This window comes from Advenella sp., from assembly GCF_052108595.1.
GTDB lineage: Bacteria > Pseudomonadota > Gammaproteobacteria > Burkholderiales > Burkholderiaceae_B > Advenella.
This window is the reverse complement of the sequence record NZ_JBQEAU010000084.1, coordinates 1-20,165: the sequence shown is the minus strand read 5'-3', so window position 1 is coordinate 20,165 and position 20,165 is coordinate 1. Positions and strand designations below refer to the sequence as shown.

The window sequence follows — 20,165 nt, the reverse complement described above, 5'->3', positions numbered from 1 at the left end:
GCGACCAACAGGTTGGCACAATGCTGCAGTCGGATAACCGGGCGCTTTTCCTGTAAAATGTTCAGTACAATTATGATACCGACGAAATAATCAACGGACAGGGTCGCCCGTACAAGGTAATTACCGCTTACAAAAACGCCTGGCTAAAAACCTTGCACAGCGAACACTACGCTGCTGTGCCCGTCGAATCATTGGGGGGCGCGTTGGCGCCAGTCCCGCAAGCGCTGGCGCAACGCCCGTGCCTGGAAGATATCGGCTTCAAACCGCCAGCGCAGCCGGTGCCGATGCCAGCCGGCAGCAGCGGCGCTCAGGAAGCACTTGATGATTTTCTGCCCCGCATGAACGCCTATGATGCCAAACGTGATTTTCCGGCTCTGCGAGGCCCAAGCTATTTATCTGTGCACCTGCGATTCGGCACCCTATCTATTCGCACGTTGGTCAAGGCCGCCTTTTCGGCAATGTCCACGGGCAACCAGGGCGCTGCGACCTGGTTGAGCGAGCTGATCTGGCGAGATTTTTATTTCATGATCCTGCATCATTATCCACAGGTGGTCGAACACGCATTCAACGCCAAATATGAGGCGATTGAATGGGAAAGCGGACCGCAAGCCGAGCACCATTTCCTGGCATGGTGCCAGGGAGAAACAGGTTATCCGATTGTCGATGCCGGCATGCGCCAGCTGAATCAAACAGGCTATATGCACAACCGGCTGCGCATGATAGTTGCCAGCTTTCTGACCAAGGACCTGGGTATCGACTGGAAGCGGGGTGAACAATACTTCGCGTTGAAGTTAAATGATTTTGATCTGGCCGCAAACAACGGCGGCTGGCAGTGGGCCGCCTCCACCGGCTGTGACGCCCAGCCCTATTTCCGGATTTTCAACCCAATCACCCAATCACAGAAATTCGACCCGGATGGAAAATTCATACGCCGCTATGTGCCCGAGCTGGCGGCCTTGTCCGGTAAGCACATCCATGCTCCATGGACGGCAGGCGATCAGATACTGGCGAGCGCACAGATCGAGCTGGACAAAACGTATCCCAGGCCTATCGTGGATCACAGCGCTGCACGCAGAATTGCGCTGGCCAGATATGGGGAATTGACGGACAAGTAGTGAGACGCCTGCGTTTAGACCTAATGGCATGCTTTCCATTGCCATACGATACACGTTTTTGTTTATTTTTATAAACGTTTTCGTATATAATTAGATAATAGAAAACGCAGGAGAAGTTGCATTGAAAACCAGCGAATTCAGACGCTGGCTTATGTCGCAGGGAGTAACGTTTAAGGAAGGATCGAACCACACGAAACTGACATTAAACGGTAGGCACAGTACCCTTCCCAGGCACGCGAAAGAGTTGCCAGAGGGAATTCGAAAAGCAATATTAAAACAGCTTGGCTTGTGACAGGCGTCCCTTCGGTGGCTTCACACGAAGCGACCACCGAACAGAAAGGAAAGTAATATGAAATATCCATTTATGCTGACGCCCGATGGCCCGGGGTTTATGGTGACCTTTCCGGATATTCCGGAAGCCATCAGCTACGGAGAAACCAAAGCGCAGGCCATTGATTTAGCGTATGACTGCCTAATTACCGCACTTGATTTTTACTTTGATGATATGCGTCGCGTGCCGACGCCATCAGCGACAAAAGCCGGACAGCACATCGTCGACCTTCCGGCCAGTGTGGCAATCAAGGTTGAGTTATTGAACGAAATGGTGCGACAGCACGTAAAACAGGCCGATTTGGCACGCCTGATGAAAGTGTCGCCTACGCAAGTGAACCGTATGGTAAATCTGCGGCAGGCGACAAAGGTTGATACGATTGATCAGGCATTTAAGAAGCTCGGCAAATCTTTAGCGTTTCATGTCGTCTGATTCCTCCGTAAACCATCCGTAGTCCCCCGGTATGTGCATGATGATGCCAATTACCTCGGCCCGCGTCTTTTTGCATTTGCCAATGGCGTGCGTCGTTATGATCGCGGGCTGTCATTCCCGATCGCATCGGTACCGGGAATGATCAAAGGTGTTGTTATCCGGCTTTGGCCGCCAGATACATTTCTGTCAGGCGAATCCAGTAGCTGGCGCCGATCGGGATTAGATTGTCGTTGAAATCATAGCTCGGGTTATGCAGCATGCAAGGGCCCAGGCCATGGTCTGGCTCGCGGTGGTTGCCCTCGCCATTTCCCAAAAAGACATAACTGCCAGGCCGCTCGCGCAGGAAGAAGGAGAAATCTTCAGAGGGCATGACTTGCACATTCTCGCGCACCATGTCGGCACTGCGCTCGCCATACAGGGACTCCATGACCTGGCGGCAGAACTCGGTTTCGTCGGGCGTGTTCACCAATGGCGGATATCTGCGGTCAAAGTCGACTTCGCAAGTACAGCCAAAGCTGCTGGCAATCTGCGTGGCCAGTTCGCGCATGCGTTTTTCCATCACGTCGATCACGTCATCGGAAAAACAGCGCACCGCACCGGCCAGCCAGCCACTATCGGGAATTACGTTATTGGCGGACCCGGTATGAATTTGCGTAATGGACAAGACCGCCGGGTCAATTGGGCGAACCGAACGCGATACGATGGTCTGCAGCGCCACTGCAATCTGGGCAATCGCCGGAACCGGATCGGCGCAATCGGCGGGTGCCGCTGCGTGACCGCCTTTTCCCGAAACGGTGATTCTAAATACATTGCTGGAGGCCATCAGCGGCCCGCTGCGATAGCCGAATGCCCCTTCGGGTAGCCCGGGCCAATTGTGCATGCCGAAAATGGCTTCGCAGGGAAACCGTTCCAGCAACCCATCTTCAAGCATGGCTTTGGCGCCGGCTGCGCCCTCTTCGGCAGGCTGAAATATCAGGTGAACAGTGCCATCAAAATTGCGCGTCTCGTTCAGGTAATGCGCCGCAGTAAGCAGCATGGTGGTATGCCCATCGTGACCGCAGCCATGCATTTTGCCATCATGCTGCGAACGGTGTGCGAAGCGATTTTCTTCCTGCATGGGTAGCGCGTCCATATCGGCACGCAAAGCAATGGCCTTGTCGGCGCTGCCCGCCCGGATGGTTGCAACCACGCCGGTTTTGCCGATACCCTCTTCATAAGGGATGCCCCATTGCTTGAGCTTGCGGCAAATGACCTGTGCAGTCCGGTTTTCTTCGTAAGCCAGTTCGGGGTGAGCGTGGATATCCCTGCGCACATCCACCATTTCCTGAAGATTCTTGATTTCTAACATATTGCGTTCCGGAGATTCCAATAGAATCATCATAATCCGGTTTAGGCCAACTGGCAAAGCGGCTGTGCATTTTCCAAAATAAACTGCAGCGATTCACATAACAGGTTGGAATCTAAAGCATTCCTGGCCACCACTGTGGCCAGTACGGTCTTATTCGAAAGCGGCGGCGGCACGCTGCAGGCGGTCGGCAACCGCATCCCACCGTTCGTCTGCGGGCAGGCGCTGGATCAGTAAATGGTCCAGATTCTGCTGGTCGGCCTCGCGCAGCAGCGCATACAGATCATGTGCGTAGCGGACCGGGTCAGAAGACACCTGCTGCCACTGCAACTGTGCCGGCAAGGCCGGTGGCGGCGCGTCAAACGCATAAATAGCCCAGCGTTCGTGCCCCGGACGGGCGGCCAGCAGGTCTTCCAGGTTTGCGGCATCGAACAGGCTGAGCCGGGTTTGCGGCGCATAATGGGCTTTCAGCGTGCCCGATGCACGAGGAACCGCAGCGTCCGGGCTGGCCGGGGTATAGCCCAGCACCCCCGCCAGTTGCCCTGCCGAAATATGACCAGGGCGAAGCAATACGACCGGCATGCCCTGCGCAATGCGCGAGACGTCCACAATCGTCGATTCAATGCCGATGTCAGTATCGCCCCCTTCGAGCACCGGCATGCCATCGGTGCATTCCTGGGGAAATTCGTCGCGTACGTGCTGGGCTTTGGTCGGCGACACATGACCGAACCGGTTGGCAGAAGGCGCGGCAATACCAGCCTGTCCCGAGGGGCGCAGGCGGGCGAAAGCGCGGATTAGCGCCAGTGCGACCGGGTGCGACGGGCACCGCAGGCCGATACTGTCCTGCCCGCCGGTCACCGCATCGGTAATGGCCGGGTTTTTCGGCAGGATCAGCGTCAATGGTCCCGGCCAGAACGCCTGTATCAGCTTTTGCGCTTCTGCCGGAAGGTCCCGCGTCCAATAGGACAGATCCGCCTCCGGCGCGATATGAACAATGAGCGGATGGTTGGCTGGCCGCTGCTTGGCCTGATAGATTTTGGCCACGGCCTGCGCGCTCTCGGCGTCGGCGCCCAGACCATAAACCGTCTCGGTAGGCAACGCCACCAGACCGCCTTCGTTTAAAACGTGTGCGGCATGGTCAATCGGGCTTGTCATATCGGTCATGGAAATGGTCTGTGTCGCGTGATCATCGGGTGCAGTCCTGGGGTCCGGGACTGCCTCTTGGGATTACATGGTATAGATAAAACGGTTAAAGCCAGTCAGGACAAAACGGTGCGAATCCCCATTTTGCGAATCACATCCCGTGCCCGTTCCTTGGCCTGCTCTATGTTGGCGCCCACAACGTTAATATGCCCGACCTTGCGCCCCGGGCGCGGCTCATCCTTGCCATACAGATGCAACGATACACCCGGGATGGCAAGAATGTCATGCCATTGCGGTTCGCGCGCATGGCTGGCATTGCCATTGAACCAGCAGTCGCCCAAGATATTGAGCATGACCACCGGCGTGAGCAGATCTGTCGCGCCCAGCGGCATGCCCGTCATGACCCGCACCTGCTGTTCAAACTGGCTGGTGACACAGGCGTCCATCGTGTAGTGGCCACTGTTGTGCGGACGTGGCGCTATTTCGTTTGCAATCAAGCGACCGTCAGACAGCACAAAAAACTCGACACACAGCACGCCCTGATAATTGAGTCCTTCGGCAATGCGCAGGGCTGCTTCCCTGGCTTGACTGGCCAAATCTTCGTTGATCAGATCCGGCGCGACAACCGTACTGGCAAGAATGCCGTTCTCATGGGTGTTAATGCCAATCGGGAAAATCGCGGTCTCTCCGCTGATCGCCCGCGCCATGACAACTGAAATTTCATGATCCAGCGGCAACATGGCTTCAAGCACGCAGGGTATTTGTCCAAAGTCACGAAAGGCTTCAATGGCTTCGGCGCGGGTCGAGACCCGTTGCTGACCCTTGCCGTCATAACCCAGGCGAGCTACTTTCAGAATACCGGGAAATAGTGCATCCTGTGCCTGCTCCAGATCGCTCATGTCGCGAACCTCACAATATGGCGCTACCGGGATCTTCTGGGCATTGATAAATGCCTTTTCGGCAATCCGGTCCTGCACAACGGCGACCGCTGCCGCGCCAGGCGTCACGCGACAGCTTGCAGACAGTTGTTTCAGACTGCTGGCCGGCACGTTTTCAAATTCCGTCGTAACGGCGGGCGTGATCGCGGCCAGTTCCCTGAGCGCAACGATATCATCGTAGGCTGCGGCCATATGGCGCTCGGCCACCATGCCTGCAGGACTGTTGCCGGACGGGTCCAGAACAACGACCTTGTATCCCAGTTTCTGCGCCTCGTGGCAGAACATGCGACCCAGTTGGCCGCCGCCCAGCATGCCCAGCCATTCGCCAGGATGAATGCGGTCAGAAAGTGCTATTGGTGTGTGCATTGCGAAAATTCTCTTTCAGTTCTTGGTAGCCGGCGGCAATGTCATCGCCCTTGCCGTATTGGTCTGTTTCTCGCGAAAAGCGCGCAATTGTTCGCGCAACGCCGGGTTGTTCATGGCCAGCATGGCAATCACATGCAGCGCTGCATTGGCGGCGCCGGCTTCGCCGATGGCAAAGGTGGCAACAGGAACCCCCTTGGGCATTTGCACGATGGACAGCAGGGAATCTTCGCCGCGCAGATAGCGCGACGGGACCGGTACGCCAAACACCGGCACCTCGGTCAGCGCCGCCATCATGCCTGGCAGATGCGCTGCACCGCCGGCGCCGGCGATAATCGCCCGCAGGCCGCGATCATAGGCTGTCGCGCCATAATCGGCCATATCTTGCGGCATACGATGCGCCGAGATGACCTGGGCCTTGTAAGGCACGCCGAATTGCTCGAGCATGTCCGTGGCGTTTTTCATGACGTCCCAGTCGCTGGACGAGCCCATGATAACGCCGACCAGCGCCTGGTCGGCCTGCCTGGAATCAGTATTGTGATTGCCTGAGTTGAGTGTTTCGTTCATAACGCCCTGCTTATCCGATCAGACGGGTTGCCGCCTCACGATATTTGTCGGCCGTTTTCTGCAACACGTCCTGTGGCAGTCGGGGCGCAGGCGCTGTCTTGTCCCAGGGCTGGGTTTCCAGCCAGTCGCGCACAAACTGTTTGTCAAAGGACGGGGGGCTGATGCCCGTCTGATAGGAGTCGGCGGGCCAGAAACGGGAAGAGTCAGGCGTGAGCACTTCATCCATCAGATGCAGGACGCCGTTGTCGTCCAAGCCGAATTCAAATTTGGTATCGGCAATGATGATGCCTTTTTCTGCAGCATAATCGGCCGCCTCGGTGTAAAGGTGCAGCGTGATATCACGAATCTGCTCGGCAACCTCCTGCCCCACTTCGCGCACGACATGGGCGAAGTCGACGTTTTCGTCATGAGAACCCATTTCGGCCTTGGCCGCCGGGGTAAAGATAGGCGATGCCAGTTTCTGCGCCTGGACCAGACCAGCAGGCAGGCTGACGCCGCAGATGGCGCCGGTTTTTTGATAGTCGTTCCAGCCGGATCCGATCAGATAGCCACGCGCGACCGCTTCCACCAGCACAGGCTTGAGGCGCTTGACAACCATGGCCCGGCCCCGGACCTGGTCTGCTTCCGCGGGTTGCACCACCTCTTCGGGAGCAATACCGGTCACATGGGTTGGAATAATATGCCCCAGTTTGTTCAGCCAGAACTCCGTGAGCTCGGTAAGCACCTGGCCCTTGCCGGGAATAGGATCATCCAGAATCACATCAAACGCAGAAATACGATCAGAAGCAACAATCAACAGTTTGTCGTCGCCCACGGCGTACATATCACGGACTTTGCCGCGCGCCAGCAGTGGCAGGGACTGAATATCAGATTGAAGAAGCGCAGATGTCACCGGAAATCCTTTGCAAGGGAAAATTTCATGCGGCACGCGGACGCGTGAAGTACTGTCGCGGGCGTACGAGCATGGAATAGAAATGGGAATAATCCGTTATTTTACCGCCATATGCTAGGCTTGAACGTAAAAAACCCCGCCACAACGCATCGTCGTGGCGGGTTCCGCTAGCGGCGCACACCATCAGTGTGCTACCTCATGCGGCAAGATCATCTTACAGAATGGCTTGCAGCCCCTTGGCGGCGATCACATTGAGCAATTTCAAAGCCGGTCCCGACGGGCGTGTATGACCCTGTTCCCATTTGCGTACGGTCGAGGCCGTGGTATGTAAATGAAGCGCAAAGACAGGCTGGCTGATATTGAGTGACTCGCGCAATTTTCGTATATCTGTCGCTGTAAAATTCCTGACCGGCAACGGGAAAAGCGTGTCAAACTCGCGCATTGTCGTTTTGCTGATTGCACCCCCAGTCTGCAGCTCAGCCAGTTCACCGCGCAATGATTCAATGATTTTTCCTGTCACAATGCAACTCCTGTAGGACGCCGGCTTGCAAGGCAAGAACCAGGTCGTCATCTGATAGCGCCAGAAATAGCTTGCCGGCATAGCTCAGGGCCTGCTTTTCTTTCAGAGAAATATTGGACTGCTCGCTTTTCGAAAAACCGTGCAGAAAAATGTACCGAGTGCCTATTCGGGCCGAAAGCAATGTTCGATACCTCCTGCTTTTACCGCAGCCAGCACCAGGCACCCGTTTTTTATAAAGCCTTCCACCCAAACCGACGTCGATCAGCCCGTGCTCCATTTTCATAACCGCCCAACATAAGACAGCGTCAGGCAATTTTTCACGCAACTGCCATTTCGCAAACGCTCTGCGCTTTAACACTCTCATACTGCCATTGCTTATTGCTAAATTATAGCAATATACCCGTTACGGGTATCATTTCCTATTACGGAAACTCACAAGAAAAACCCCGCCACAACGCATCGTCGTGGCGGGGTTTCCCTGACAGGCCGTCCCGGGAGACGGCGCAATCGTCTTATTTTACCTGTTGAGACAGCTTGCCTGCAGCATAGGCTGCGGCCATTTCAGACAGGCCAATCGGTTTGATTTTGCTGGCGTTGCCGGCTGTACCAAATTCCTGATAGCGCGCGACGCAGATTTTCTTGGCGGCTTCGCGGGCTGGCTTGTTGTATTCACGCGGGTCGAACTTGCCGGGATTTTCGGCCAGGAAACGGCGGATGGCGCCTGTCATGGCAAGACGAATATCGGTATCGATATTGACTTTGCGCACGCCAAACTTGATGGCTTCCTGAATTTCTTCAACCGGCACGCCATAGGTTTCTTTCATGTCGCCACCGAACTCGCGGATTTCGGCCAGCAATTCCTGGGGAACACTGGAGCTGCCATGCATGACCAGGTGTGTATTGGGCAAGCGAGCGTGGATTTCCTTGATGCGATTGATAGACAGAATATCGCCTGTAGGCTTGCGGGTGAATTTGTAGGCGCCGTGGCTGGTGCCAATCGCGATCGCCAGCGCATCCAGCTGGGTGCGACGGACAAAATCTGCAGCCTGTTCCGGATCGGTAAGCAGTTGCTCCATGGTCATGGTGCCTTCTGCCCCGTGGCCGTCTTCCTTGTCGCCTTTCATGGTTTCAAGCGAGCCCAGGCAACCCAGTTCACCTTCTACAGTGACACCGACCTTGTGTGCCAGATCAACTACCTGCTTGGTTACTTCCACGTTGTATTCATAGTCGGCAATGGTTTTACCGTCGGCCATGAGAGAGCCGTCCATCATGACACTTGAAAAGCCAAGATTGATGGCACCCTGACAGATTTCAGGTGACTGACCATGATCCTGGTGCATGACTACCGGGATTTCCGGATAGCTCTCTACCGCAGCCTGAATCAGGTGTTTGAGAAAACCTTCGCCTGCGTATTTACGCGCACCAGCAGACGCCTGCATGATGACCGGACTGTTGGTTTCCTTGGCCGCTTCCATGATGGCCTGCACCTGCTCCAGATTGTTCACGTTGAAGGCGGGAATACCATAGCCGTTTTCCGCGGCATGATCCAGTAATTGGCGCATAGAAACGAGTGCCATGTAACGATCTCCTGAAATTGAAAAATATCTGAACAGCCACTATTTTAAGTGGGAAACCGCATATAAGGCGCAGGAACCCGGCTTTTTACCAAATTTACCAATTGTGACATCACAACTGTCAAGCTTTGGGCTCGCGCCGGGCCGATTTTGGCCGGAAAGCCGCAACCACATCGTCTCGGGTCTCTATATAGGGACCGCCGATCAGGTCAATGCAGTAAGGCACGGCGGCAAAGATGCCTGGCACTTTTACTTTGCCCTGTTCATCGCGCAACCCTTCCAGGGTTTCCTGTATGGCTTTGGGTTGCCCCGGCAGATTGATAATCAGCGCAGCATGTTCAGTCGCTTCGCGGATGACAGCAACCTGGCGGGACAAAATGGCGGTAGGCACAAAGGCCAGGCTGATTTGTCGCATCTGTTCACCGAAACCGGGCATGGGCTTGCTGGCAACCGCCAGTGTCGCTTCTGGTGTAACGTCGCGTCGCGCCGGGCCCGTGCCGCCGGTGGTGAGCACCAGATCGCATCCCTGCTGATCCACCAGCTCGATCAGCGTCTCGGAAATAGTCTGCTGATCATCTGCAATCAGCCTGGCGCAGGTGCGAAACGGCGACTGCAGGGCACGCTCCAGCCAGGCCTGCAGCGAGGGAATGCCTTTGTCCTCGTAGACACCGGATGTTGCCCGGTCCGAGACCGAAACCAGCCCGACAATGAGTTCGTCCGGATGCGTTCTTTTTATTGCAGTTGTATTCATTTCAATCCTGATACCTGATAACGACGATTTTGCAGACATGGCAGCAGCTCGCGCACTTGCGCAATACGTTGTGATGACAAGGTGTGCACCGCCAGACCCGGGTCGGCGGTGGCAGTGCCCAACACCATACCCAGTGGGTCTACAATCATGCTCAGACCACAATTGCGTGGCGCGGTCTGCCCTGATGCCAATACATAGCTGGTGTTTTCAATGGCGCGTGCCCGTAGCAATATTTCCCAATGGTTTTCCTTAAGCGGGCCGGCAAGCCAGGCCGCACTGACCGACAGCACATCTGCTCCCTGATCAATAAGCGCGCGAGCCATTTCCGGAAAACGCAGATCATAGCAGTTGATCAGACCAACCCGAAACCCTTTGATATCGAACAGACCCAGCTCGGCGTTTTCTTCGGAAAAACTGCCGGGCCGCACTTTGTCTGACTCCTTGAATTTGAAGGCATCATAGACATGCATTTTGGTATAACGAAGCACCTGCGCGCCGGTATTGTCAAGAACCAGTAGCTGATTGGTCACCCGTTCATCGCCCGGCTGGTCTGCCAGGCTCAGCACACCAACCACAATATGCATGTCGTGATCACGCGCCAGATCCTGCATGTAGCGGACAAAGGCAGGCGAGTTGTTGCCGGCCGTCTCGCGCAATTGCGGCAGCGGCGAGCCAAACGAACACATGGACGCTTCGGGCAGGACCAGCAGTTGCACGCCCTGCTCTGCCGCCTGCGTTACCAGGGTATGGATATGTTCCTTATTGGGTTCGATCTCGTTGACGGCAGCAAACTGACCGACGCCAACTTTCAGTTGTGAATTGCTTGTATTGGTTTGCATTGAGGCACCACCTGATTGGACTGTTTACTCAATTATGCAACAGATCGCATGGCCTGTGTTCGGTATTCACAAAGGAGAAACCACCAAGCCAATGATTTTATTTATTGTGAGTTACGCCCTGTCTTTTCCTGTGCCCACCTTGAGCTTTGCGTTACCACAACATTTGTACATAAAGCCATTGGCCTTCCCTTGTGACAAGCATGCCACCGATCCTGGAGAAATAGCGCTCTCTTGCGAAAAAATATCGCTGATGAAACTATTATCTGCTACGGTATTGTGTCTTTTGCCCGTGCCCCGGTTCCTGTGTATTAAAAACGCTTATGACAGACAATGGCACTAAATAACCAATTTCTACAACACCTGATTTTCCCCCGGGAAACAGTAGAGTCTCATAACGTCTATCCCTACGACCTGGCAGCAGTTAAGGATCGTCATCGTTTGGATTTTCATCCTAAAATTACCTACTTTCTTAAATTAAAGAGTGATTCTTTACTATGAGCGATGAAAATCTTGTTGAAAATGAAGAAGGGGCTCCACATGAGGGACGCGAAGCGCAATTTATGCTCGCAGGCAAAAAAGAGGTCGCCTATTTTTGTTTCGATTACCCTGAAGAACATTTTCAAGACATGCGAAGATGCATTGATGAGGGATTATTTGAAACCATCAAATTTGGCGCCGAAGACAATTTCAATCGGCTAGCCCAGACTCCCGGGGCATTAGACTGGGTCAGAGAACATATAGGGGATGGTCCCTATGAAGATCTCGTGGTTTACGTGCCCGGTTCAAGGGACAAAGCATTAAGATTTATCGAACTACAAAAATGTGCTTTTAAATACGGTTACATAGAATCGGTGGAAAGAGAAATCGGAAAGATCTTGGGGTATTCACAAGAAAGCACGGATCGTTTTATTCAAACTCTGAAACAGCGGTACCCGAATCTGCGTGAGTTCCCGCCAGACAACGACTAATCAACCTTTGCTCAGGCTTGTTGTGGCAGCAACCAGTAGCCATGCACCATGCCGATCAAGGCTGCTGACCCAGTTGCGGCCGCAACTGCGCGCCGCGTATGTTGACGCGCACCCGGTCATGAGTCTGGTCAGCATTGTCGCGCGCCTCAATCAGGTGGCTGCCCGGTACGGGATACCAGGCAAAGGGATTGGCCTCGCCCAGAAAACGACCGTCCACGTACCAGCGCACGGTTACGTGCCTGCCACCGGCCGGTGTCGTGGTCAACAGCTGCATGCGTTGGTTGTCCGCCGGGATATCGGGATCAAGAGCGATGATCGTACCGTCGGCCGGCGTGCGAATGACCATGCGCCCGGAAGCCGGTGCCGCGGCCGAAGACGCCAGCGCGATGCGCGACATCTCGGTGCCCGGCAGAAAATATTCGGCCCGGGCTGCTTCCAGATTATTTTCAAAAGTAATGTCGCGTGCGCTCAACGCGGCGGGCCGGGTTGGTTGCATACTGGCATGATCCCGATGCAGATACCGCATAATGTCATGCCACGCAGGCCCCGCGCCGGTAACACCACTGACCTGGCGCATGCTGGCGCCGGTACTGTTGCCCACCCAAACGCCCACGGTATATTTGTCAGACCAGCCTACGGTCCAGTTATCGCGCATATCCTTGCTGGTGCCGGTTTTGACGGCGGTCCAGAAAGGAGTGGACAAGGCACTGTCCAGGCCAAAGGTGCGCGCCCGTGCCTGCCTGTCCGACAGGATATCGCCCACCAGCCAGGCAGTCTCTTGACTCATGACCCGATTGGCCGACGGCGCCGCACCAACACCCCAGTTCACGTCGCTGTACATGCCCTGATTGGCAAGCGCCCGATACGCATTGGTCAGCGACAGCAGCGTCACATCGGCGCTACCCAATGCAAGACTGTAGCCGTAATAATCGCCCGTCTGCGCCAGCGGCAAGCCAAGCTGGCGCAGACGCTGGTGAAAGACATCAGGCGTTACCATGACCAGCAGGCGTACCGCCGGGATGTTCAGTGATGAAGCCAGGGCCGTACGGGCACTGACCCAGCCGCCGAACTGCTTGTCATAGTTTTGCGGCACATACAACCCATTGCCGGTAGGCAGGTTGACCGCGCTGTCGTCCAGCAGCGAGGCCGCCGTAATCCTGCGCTGCTCCAACGCCTGAGCGTACAGAAAGGGTTTAAGCGTGGAGCCGGCCTGCCGCAGGGCAGCTGCGTTATCAACGTAGCGGGCCGTTGCCAGATCACCGGAGGAGCCCACGTAAGCCAGAATACGACCGGTACGGTTATCCAGCACGACCGCTGCCGCGTCATTGGCATGACTATGGCGAATCTCATGGACCACGCGATTGACAATGGTCTGCACGGTGCGCTGCAGCCGGCCATCGATCGTGGTGGCTAGATGCGCCTGCTGCGGCATTCCCAATGCCAGCCGGCGTCGGGCAAAATGAGAAGCAGCAAAAGGATCATCCTGCAAGGCGGTGGCGGTATGGCTCAATTGATAGTCGGTCATGCCTGCAAGATGTTCACAATATTGCGCTTGTGATTGCGCCTTCAGAATGCCGCAAGCCCGGCGCGCAATAACGGCTGGCGCAGCATTGGGTGAGCGCAGCATGGCAGCGAGAATCGCGGCTTCACGACTGTCCAGTCCGACAGGATATTTGCCGAAAAGACTGCGGGCCGCAGCAGTGACCCCGGACAACTCGCCGCGCCAGGGAACCAGGTTGAGGTAGGCTTCAAGAATGTGCGATTTGCTCCAATGCAATTCAATGGCCAGTGCCTGAATCATCTGCCTGGCTTTCTGTGCCAGCGTACGCCTGCCGTTGCGCCCATCGCGCTCGTCCAGCATGCCGGCCAGTTGCATCGTAAGCGTCGAGCTGCCGCGCACACTGCGCCCGGTGACCCGGTCACGCACCGCTGCGCCCAGCGCAAGTATATCGACACCGGCATGGCTGTAAAAACGCCGGTCTTCGGACTGCAGCACAGCGCTGACCAGGGCAACAGAGATCTCGCCCAGCGGCGTCCAGTTGTCACGCCGTTCATGATAGTCGTTGCGGACCCGCTCGAGCACCGCACCATCGCGATCAAGCAAGGTGATATAGGACGCACGGTACCCGCTGCGCACTTCGTCGTACCCAGGTACCGGCAGGCGGGCGATATAGACAGCCAGCCCGACAATAACCACGACCAGCAGTGCAACCAGGCACAGGCCCAGCAGTCTGAATGGGCGGCCCCGGCGCTCTGCCGCTTCTCCGACTGCCCGTGCCATCATGGGGTTGTCGCAGCCGAAGCGTTGGCGGATTCAACAATCGTGAACCCACCGGTGTTGGGCAATTCGCCGTAAACCTGCGGCGCATACATGGCCTGGACCCGCGTGGCCGGCAAACTATAGCTGCCAGGCGTATTGAGCCTCACCGTGTACTCCAGCGACGTCTTGCCCGCCGGCAACCACGCATAATAGGCACGATACAGTTCGCTTTTGCGTTCGGCAAAGCTGGGCGACATGCCATTGTCGTCCTGCTTCTCACCCTGGGTTGCCACGGCCGAATCCCGGCCCAGGCCGCCACCCAGAACCGTCGCACCGGCCGGCACCGGATCACTGAGCACCACCCAGTTCATCGCGGTCTTGGCAGTGATATCCAGATGGACACGGTAGATGTCGCCCACTGACCATTTGCCGTTTACCGCCTGTGAGACCGGAACAATATTGCGACTGAGCGTATAGCCCGCGTAGATTGGTTTGCTTACCGGCACTGCCGCCTGGGCCGCCATGGATGCCCAGACGCGCCCGGTTCCCTGCAGCGATAGCGACAGTTGCTGGGGATCATTGTTTTTCCACGGCACCAAGATTTTTTGGGTCGGCAGCAGCCCTTCCCACTGCTGGTCTGCGGATGCAGTGGAGGCACCGGCAGATTGCAGCGACATGGACAGCGTTCCCTTGACCGGCGTTTTTTCAAAGGTCGCGGAAAAGGCGCGAACCGCCAGGGTACCCCAGACATTCGCCGTCGTCGTAGACCAGGCGCCGCGCTGCTGCTGACCAAGCAGGCCAGTCAACAGTACAGGGATATCCTTCTCCCAGGCCTTGTTGTTCATGACCGCAACAAGCAGTTTAGCTGTCACCGTGGCGCGATTGCTCATCATCCACCAAGGATAGGCATCATCATCGTCTGCGAGCACCAGGCTGGTGCCTTGCCGGCTCATGCGCGACAGCAGGGCCGAACGCAGCGTGGACAGCGTTTTGGCCTGATCCGGCAAGTTCTTGACGCGCGACACAATGCTAAGCCAGTCTACCAGTGCAGCCGTACTCATGCGCTCCCGATCAAACTCAACGGTGGACAGCAGGCGGGGGGTAACCATACCGGCACGTGACAAGGCCTCCAGCACCATCAGCCTGCGTTCCCCGTTATCCTGTTTGGGCTGCCATGCAGTCGAACGGATTTTGCCGTTTACATAGGCCATCAGGCCTTCCAGCATTTTTTCACGATACGCTTTCGGAATCGCGTAAGGCTGGTCACCGCGACTGGCCTCCTGGGATACGGCAAGCAAATGAGCGGTAAGCACTTCATCGCCTGCCAGGCCAGGGAAGTACGCCACCAGCCCATGATCATCCATGTATACGGGCAACCGGTTCATCAGTGCCGACCAGCGCTGCGGATTGTCAATACCGATGGCAATCGAAGACAGTTGCTCCAGGCAGGTAAACTGATAGTCGGTAAACCAGCGGCGCACCGGCTCCAGCCCTTTTGCCAGGGACGTGGACAATTGCACCTGTACCCCGCCCAGCGGCACACCATCGGCCCCGTTGATCGCGCCTGTTGGCGGCTGCACCGGTAACCCCTCGATGGGTTCCTTTGCGCGCACCGATTGCAATGTCGCCTGTCGCACCGTGACCGGTACGGTAGGAATCAGCAGTTGCGATACTTCGACACTGTCCGCCGCAGCGGTATGCGCCGGTGTGCTGCCAGTCGGCTCCTCCTGTTCCCGGGCATCGAAACGCCACTTGAGGGTCTGCGACGAAGGCCCCGGCGGCAGGGTACGCATGTTCATATCCCAGGCGACCTTCTGCGACGACTGTGCCGCAATGGACACGGTTTGCCGCTTGAGCGTTACCGGCGCGAGCGCCGGACCACTGACGCGCGCGTCCACCTGTACAGTCATGGCACGATCGGTCGCATTGCGCAGCGTGACCGCCGCAGTGTAATGATCATCACTGCGGGCAACCAGCGGCAAACCGGAGATGACCTGCAAATCCTGCGTGGTCACGATATGGGCACTTCCCTGACCAAACCGGTCCGCACCCAGTTCGGCAATGGCTGCCAGCCGAAAACCCGAAATCGCATCATTCAGGCCGAGCGCAACGGTGGCCTGACCCTGCGCGTCCAGCACAATATCCGGCTTCCAGAATACCAGGCTGTCCAGCAATTCGCGCGTAGGGGCACCACCGTTGCCACCGCCACCGCCCGGCGGCAGGGCCTTGCGACCATAGTGACGCCGTCCCACCACTTCCATCTGGGCAGTGGATGTTTCGACCCCATAGGCGCGCTCACCCATCATGGCTTTGACAATATTCCAGGTATCATTGGGCGCCAGTTCAAGCAAGGCTTCGTCCACCACCGCCAATGCAACACTGGCATTGGCAGCCGGGCTGCCATCTGGCAAGGTGCCCCGGATCGTGGCGGTCGCCTGGTCGCGAACCTGATAGCGCGACTTGTCTGTGGTGACACTAATATTCAATGCATTTTTATCACTGCGCACACGAATCGCCGTCAACCCATAGCGATACGCCGGCTTGGCCAGATCAATTAATGCGCTAGGCAACGCAGAGGCCGATTCTCCCCAACTGAGATCCGGATTCTGCGCCGAGTCGCGAATTCGACCTCGCAGCGCCAGTACCGAAACATAGACGTTCGGCCCCCACTCAGGCTTGATCTGAACGGTGAAAGTGGGATTGGTGCCCGACAGGGCTACTTGCCTGGTTTCCAGGACCCCTTCCCGTTCAATGGCAACCAGCGCGTTGGCCTGGCGAAATGGCATGCGCACCTGGAACTGTGCAGTCTCGCCGGGTTGATATTCCTTCTTGTCGGCAATTATGTCGATGCGGTCATTGTTCTCGCCCGAGAACCACATCTCGCCTGCACCGACCACATAGACGCTGGACTCGGCCTGGGCACGGCGACCTGCGCTATCGGTAACCTCGGCAATCAGGCTGACCCGCCCCTGCTCTTTCAGGCTGATATCGCAAGCGAATTTGCCGTCAGCGCCGCTGGTGCCGGTGCATACGGTGCCCAGATCTTTGGCGACGCGATGGGTGTCATAACTGTAAAACCCGCCGACCAGACGCTTGCGGACAGTCTGATAGGTATAGCTGACGGCACGTACCTTGACCGGGGCCGTTGCCGCCGGCCTACCCTGCGTGTCCAGTGCAATAACCGATATCGCCGCAGCCTTTTCCTGCTGCACCAGGTAGCCACTTCGAATGCCCGCCACATAGGCGGCGGGCCACACGGCCACAGTACGGCTCAGCGTCTGCACCTGGCCGTTAGGATCCATGAAGCTGCCTTCAAAGGTGATGTTGCGCGCTCTGTCCGATGCGGGCAAGGCATCCAGCGCCAGCGTGCCGTGCCCCTGGGCATCAAGCGTCATCTTCTGCTTGTTCACGATAATGCGGCTGGTGTCGCTATCGTCTGCACCCTCCTCTTGCTTACTATCGGCGTCGGCCGCGGTTTGTTGCGGTGGATCGAAAGAATAATCGTCATAGTCGCGAAATGACACGGTGCGATCGCGTGACAGTGCAGAAATGTCTACAGGTAGCCGTCCGGCAGCACCGCCAGACAAGTATCGCATTTGCATATCCAGTCGGACTGCCTTGGGTGCGATCAGCGGCCCTTTGTCGCCCACAGTATCAGTGATCGATAGTTGTCCTGCCAGCAAAGGCAGCTTGAAGTCCTCGACACGAAACTGACCGGTTTCGTACGCCTGACCATCGGGGTCCAGCACAATTCGGTATTGTCCGCGCTTGATATCCTCGGGAATTTTCCAGTCCGATGCACTGAACACGCCGCCGCCCGCTGTTTGTTGCCATTTGACGGGGAACTTGTATTTGTCTTGCCCGCCCACCAGTTCAATGCTCATCTGTGCCGGCAGCGCATTGATGTCAGGCAGCGCAAACCCGTCGCGTGTCAGCGTGCGCAGCAGATGCTTCATGGACGCCGTTTCGCCAGCACGGAACAGGCTGCGGTCCAGGATAGTGTGGGCACGCACAGTAGGCTGCGCAGAACTGTCGGTTGGCACATTGAAGCGCCAGGACTCAATGCCATTGTCCCATGAGGTAAACGCAAACGAATAATCGCCTACGCCAGCGGCCTGCGGATGATCGGGGCCAATGCGCGCCGAGACAAAAAGGCCGGACAACTCCGTAGCGTTGCAATAATCTTCGCCTTTGACCGCCTTGCGATAATGCCAGATGCCATCGCTGCCCGTCTGGCCAGTCAGTAGCGTTTTACCGGAACAATCAAGTACATTGACCTGTGCATGCGCAACCGGCTTGGCGTCATCCAGCGTGGTCACCCACACCAGCAGATCGTCCCGGCCTTTTTTGACATGCACGGCCATGTTGGTCACCAGCACCGAACTGCGTACATACATGGGATTTTTATTGGCAAGCAGCGCCTGACCCAGGCTGGCGGACTTGGCTTCCAGCACATGAAAGCCTGGCTGCTGCAATGGCACGCCCAGTACTTCAAAATCGCGGCTCTTGCCCGCCGTTTTCACCTCTGGCAGCGTGATGGTGGTTGCATTCGGGTTTTCGGCCAGCATGGAAATGGATCGGGTGTCTATATAAACGGGTTTTTTTTCCGTCTGACTGTCAGGCTGATCGTTCATCACGGCACGAATATTTTTTGCCGTCATCGACGTTTCCTCCAGGCGGCGCACACGTGCAAATGCCCTGAGTACGTCGGCATCCTCTTGAGGAACATAATCGCTAATGGTGCCCGGAGACAGGCTCTGGTCTTTGATGGCCAGGTGGTTCTCTACATACCGGACAGTCAGCGGTACATGCCACGGTGCCCTGCCGTCGGCGGTATCTGCCTTGCGCTCGATAATGCCGAAGGTAGAGGAAGCGAACTTGAGCATGGGAGAATAGGATGCCATGCGAACCTTCATGGGGAACTGGCCGGCATTGCTCAGGGCGCGTCCCGACTCGTCTTTCAGCCCTGCACGCACATTGAGCGTCAGCGTCTCGTGCTCGGCAAACGGGCCTGGAAATTTCACGCTGCTTATCGTACTGTCGCTGTCATCGATGTCTGACGGATACGGTTTGCCATTTGCGCCGACAAGCGAAATGCCTTGTATGTCCGCCCGGGAAATTGATTCACTGAGCGTCAGATATACCGGCCTGGCCGGCGAGCAATCGGCGTTCTGGTTTTCGCGCGAGCAGGAAAAGCCGGCGGCAAAGTCCTTGCGCACCTCGAATTCGAAACCATAGGGTTTGCTCATGGATATGCCGCCCAGGCTGGTAACCGCCTGTCCGATGACCAGTCTGCCTTTGGCTGCTGCTGGCAGACGGCGCGCGCACTGAACAAACGCAATGTTCTGGGCCTCATCTGCCAGATAGGGCCTGGCCTGGCTGATGATTATGTTCTTATCCTGCTCGGACAGCACTTTGACCGGAATTTGCTCCCCCAGGCCCTGCACCACGCAGCTTGCGTGCGCCTGCAAACTGCTGGCCTGCACCGGCAGGTTGAACTTGACCGTAAAAGCCTGATCTTCATCGATTTTGCCCGAGGGGCCAACTGATGTGACAGCCAGCCGACCGGTATCAAACTGATATTGTTTTTTGCCTTGTACCGGCTTGCCGGTAGTATCGCGAAAGGCCGTATCCGGAGTAATCGTGCATTGCACGCCAGCTGGCAGCTTTTGTTCAAATTCATAAGACCAGTGCGCGCCATCGGACCACTTGCCATGCCCCTTTATCTGGCTCCCCTTGCAACTGACCGAGACCGGTGGCGGCAAATCGTTGCGCCCCAGCGGAATGACGTTAGTGCTGAACACGATATCAATGGCGGCGACCTTGCTTTGGCTACCCGTGGGTGACACCGAAGTAATATTGGCGGCGCCTGCAGTGCCGATAATTCCGGACAGAACCAGTGCGGCTCCGGCAACAAAGATGCGTTTCATAGTTACCGCCTTCCCAAAAATAATCAGGGCCACACGCCGAACCGGTGGCTGCCTGAAATCATAACAGAAGTCCGTGTGGTTCAGCTATCGGCCAGAAGGGGACCATAGCGGGATAAATGCCCGTGGCTGGATCTTGCTGCAGAGTGAGCAATATCGCAATATCGATATCGCCCATGAAAAAAGCCACCGACACAGTC

Annotated in this window: 16 protein-coding genes; 4 read left to right on the top strand and 12 right to left on the bottom strand. The window is 56.6% G+C overall.

Annotated elements, in window-relative coordinates; genetic code table 11:
• Positions 1-152: 152 nt before the first annotated feature.
• The 3 genes from ACTIKR_RS14730 to ACTIKR_RS14720 all read left to right on the top strand — a co-directional run bounded on the left by ACTIKR_RS14730 (position 153) and on the right by ACTIKR_RS14720 (position 1,878).
• Positions 153-1,115 (top strand): cryptochrome/photolyase family protein, encoded by a 963-nt coding sequence (locus ACTIKR_RS14730; protein ID WP_442328213.1) that lies wholly within the window; start codon positions 153-155, stop codon positions 1,113-1,115.
• 121 nt (positions 1,116-1,236) lie between these two features.
• Entirely contained in the window at positions 1,237-1,407 is a 171-nt protein-coding gene (locus tag ACTIKR_RS14725) for a type II toxin-antitoxin system HicA family toxin (RefSeq protein ID WP_193087731.1), read from the top strand.
• Positions 1,408-1,464: 57 nt separating this feature from the next.
• Positions 1,465-1,878 (top strand): type II toxin-antitoxin system HicB family antitoxin, encoded by a 414-nt coding sequence (locus ACTIKR_RS14720; protein WP_193087730.1) that lies wholly within the window; start codon positions 1,465-1,467, stop codon positions 1,876-1,878.
• A gap of 154 nt (positions 1,879-2,032) precedes the next feature.
• On the opposite strand, the gene ACTIKR_RS14715 is transcribed toward ACTIKR_RS14720, so the two are convergent.
• The 10 genes from ACTIKR_RS14715 to ACTIKR_RS14670 form a co-directional block, all read right to left on the bottom strand.
• Complete coding sequence (locus ACTIKR_RS14715) at positions 2,033-3,226, bottom strand: M20 aminoacylase family protein (protein WP_442328212.1); 1,194 nt, start codon at positions 3,224-3,226, stop codon at positions 2,033-2,035.
• A 150-nt stretch (positions 3,227-3,376) separates the two neighbouring features.
• Entirely contained in the window at positions 3,377-4,387 is a 1,011-nt protein-coding gene (locus ACTIKR_RS14710) for an L-threonylcarbamoyladenylate synthase (RefSeq protein WP_193087728.1), read from the bottom strand.
• Positions 4,388-4,482: 95 nt separating this feature from the next.
• Positions 4,483-5,670: a 5-(carboxyamino)imidazole ribonucleotide synthase gene (locus tag ACTIKR_RS14705; RefSeq protein WP_193087727.1), complete on the bottom strand. Its 1,188-nt coding sequence runs from the start codon at positions 5,668-5,670 to the stop codon at positions 4,483-4,485.
• 15 nt (positions 5,671-5,685) lie between these two features.
• On the bottom strand, positions 5,686-6,234 hold the full coding sequence (gene purE, locus ACTIKR_RS14700) for a 5-(carboxyamino)imidazole ribonucleotide mutase (protein ID WP_226816555.1): 549 nt from the start codon (positions 6,232-6,234) through the stop codon (positions 5,686-5,688).
• A gap of 10 nt (positions 6,235-6,244) precedes the next feature.
• Positions 6,245-7,126 (bottom strand): phosphoribosylaminoimidazolesuccinocarboxamide synthase, encoded by an 882-nt coding sequence (locus ACTIKR_RS14695; RefSeq protein WP_193087726.1) that lies wholly within the window; start codon positions 7,124-7,126, stop codon positions 6,245-6,247.
• A gap of 214 nt (positions 7,127-7,340) precedes the next feature.
• Positions 7,341-7,697 (bottom strand): helix-turn-helix domain-containing protein, encoded by a 357-nt coding sequence (locus tag ACTIKR_RS14690; protein WP_193087821.1) that lies wholly within the window; start codon positions 7,695-7,697, stop codon positions 7,341-7,343.
• A complete protein-coding gene (locus ACTIKR_RS14685) occupies positions 7,627-8,010 on the bottom strand; it encodes a type II toxin-antitoxin system RelE/ParE family toxin (protein WP_442328211.1) in 384 nt (127 codons plus the stop codon). The genes ACTIKR_RS14690 and ACTIKR_RS14685 overlap by 71 nt, the downstream gene beginning before the upstream one ends.
• Before the next feature lie 148 nt (positions 8,011-8,158).
• The gene (gene fba / locus ACTIKR_RS14680) at positions 8,159-9,223 is read right to left on the bottom strand and encodes a class II fructose-bisphosphate aldolase (RefSeq protein ID WP_193087724.1); all 1,065 of its coding nucleotides are present in this window, start codon (positions 9,221-9,223) and stop codon (positions 8,159-8,161) included.
• Positions 9,224-9,341: 118 nt separating this feature from the next.
• Positions 9,342-9,971: a molybdopterin adenylyltransferase gene (mog, locus tag ACTIKR_RS14675; protein ID WP_442328210.1), complete on the bottom strand. Its 630-nt coding sequence runs from the start codon at positions 9,969-9,971 to the stop codon at positions 9,342-9,344.
• Positions 9,968-10,810, bottom strand: coding sequence for a carbon-nitrogen hydrolase family protein (locus tag ACTIKR_RS14670; protein ID WP_193087722.1), 843 nt, complete (start codon positions 10,808-10,810; stop codon positions 9,968-9,970). The genes mog and ACTIKR_RS14670 overlap by 4 nt, the downstream gene beginning before the upstream one ends.
• Positions 10,811-11,304: 494 nt before the next feature.
• Here ACTIKR_RS14670 and ACTIKR_RS14665 point away from each other — a divergent pair, with 494 nt between their 5' ends.
• Positions 11,305-11,778 (top strand): hypothetical protein, encoded by a 474-nt coding sequence (locus ACTIKR_RS14665; protein WP_193087721.1) that lies wholly within the window; start codon positions 11,305-11,307, stop codon positions 11,776-11,778.
• 55 nt (positions 11,779-11,833) lie between these two features.
• Here the strand turns inward: ACTIKR_RS14665 and pbpC are convergent, their stop codons facing one another.
• Together pbpC and ACTIKR_RS14655 are read right to left on the bottom strand one after the other, a co-directional pair.
• The gene (gene pbpC, locus ACTIKR_RS14660; RefSeq protein ID WP_442328214.1) at positions 11,834-14,059 is read right to left on the bottom strand and encodes a penicillin-binding protein 1C; all 2,226 of its coding nucleotides are present in this window, start codon (positions 14,057-14,059) and stop codon (positions 11,834-11,836) included.
• Positions 14,059-19,968: an alpha-2-macroglobulin family protein gene (locus ACTIKR_RS14655; RefSeq protein ID WP_442328209.1), complete on the bottom strand. Its 5,910-nt coding sequence runs from the start codon at positions 19,966-19,968 to the stop codon at positions 14,059-14,061. The genes pbpC and ACTIKR_RS14655 overlap by 1 nt, the downstream gene beginning before the upstream one ends.
• Positions 19,969-20,165: the final 197 nt, after the last annotated feature.